The following is a 1672-nucleotide window of genomic DNA, read 5'->3' on the forward strand; positions in this document are numbered from 1 at the left end:
TTTTTGGCTGGCATACTTCTGGCTTTTCTGTGACTTGTGATTTATTATTATACCAGTTTTAATGCGAAACAGCTTATTTTAATCCGTCTATAGCAATCCTAAATCATTATCAAGACTATGATACAATTATATGTAATACTTGATTGTAACAATAAAAAAAGGCTCTTCCTTACTTACTATGCTAAACTAACAATTAAAATGCCAAGTAAGCAAGCATCTATTTTTGTAATTATCGAAATTCCTAAAGCCATACGCAGAACGTTTTATTAACTTGAGCTTGTTGTTGATACCCTCAACAACACCACTTGTCGTCCTATTATCAAAGTAAGCAATAATTTCATCAAGCCAATGGATAATAGTGTTCCCGCTATCGGGAAAATATTTTTTGGCTCTTTTGTGCCATTGTCCAACTTTAAATAATGCCTTTAACCAATTTGTTGTTTTGTCAAAAATTTGTCGAAAATCTTCTTTTAGTTCATGCATTATTTTTAGGGTGGGGCACACAGTTTTCACTTGCAATAGCTTAATTTTTTGCTGGTCATTTAAGTCTCGTTCATTTTTCAATAAGGAATACTTGCTTTTTTTAAATCCCTCTAAAATTTGTTGACACTCTGCTTTTTTTGAGCGTAAATTTGTGGTTTTTTCTAAATCTCTTGCCTGGATTCTTTCGCGTTTTATCTGTGTGTCTAACTCCTTGTTTACTTGTACTGTCACATGAAATCTGTCGGCTACTACCTGAACATTTGGTATGAGATCCATGACGAGGGTTTTGCAACCTCTCCATAAATCTATACTAACTTCTTCTATCTGTTCTAAGACCTCTGTACCCCATGAAATAAGGACTTTCTTGATGTCTACTTGCGTTCTCCCGGCAATAATTGTGATTAATTTAGATGTTTCTAAATCTATTAATACAGCACAGTAATTTCCTTGACCTTTAGTTAAGGCTATTTCATCAATTCCTAGTTTTTTGAGTCCCGATGGTTTTGAGGATAATTGTAATGAGGCATCCTCTAACATTTTTTCTATTTCTTCTGTTGTTACTACCCCTTTTTTTGCCACACTGTGAATATCGCTTTTTCAAACTTCTTGGATTGTTTGAGTCGCCAGTCTTTTTGTATAAGTTCTTCGGTTCATGACAAAATCTAACTTTTCGCTAAACGGTTTTCCACATTTTTTACATTTAAACTGTCGTCGGTTAATTTCTAAAAATACTGGTTTTTCTCCCCATGATAAATCTTTCACTACGTATCGATGGTTTTGATGTAATCTATGACTTTTTGTCCCGCAACGATGGCAATGACTTTCTTTGGATATTGAGTCAACCTGTAACATTATTCCAATTCCCGGTTGTTGACGGGAGCGAGATTACTTTAATTCCTTCTATATTCAGGATTTCTGTTAGAACTTTAGTCCCGTTTTTTGTAGCCATGACTGTGATTTTATCTAAAAAATATTGGTGGCCATGATAGAGTTAACAATTAAACCAACCTAGATGTCAAGTCTGGCAAGGACTTGAGTGACTATTTCATACATTTATTCATATTTATTTACTAATTTGACTATTTATTTAGCATAGTAAGTAAGGAAGAACCTAAAAAAATGAATGACTTACAAATGCAACAAAAAGATAGGGAAAAAGAAATAGCTTCTTTAGAGTCTTTCATTCAAA

General features: G+C 33.4%; 1 pseudogene. It reads right to left on the reverse strand.

Annotated elements, in window-relative coordinates:
- Positions 1-186 precede the first annotated feature (186 nt).
- Positions 187-1432, reverse strand: a pseudogene (locus QUA78_RS32505) (ISL3 family transposase).
- Positions 1433-1672: the final 240 nt, after the last annotated feature.

Source organism: Microcoleus sp. K4-B3, assembly GCF_036704615.1.
Taxonomy (GTDB): Bacteria; Cyanobacteriota; Cyanobacteriia; order Cyanobacteriales; family Microcoleaceae; genus Microcoleus.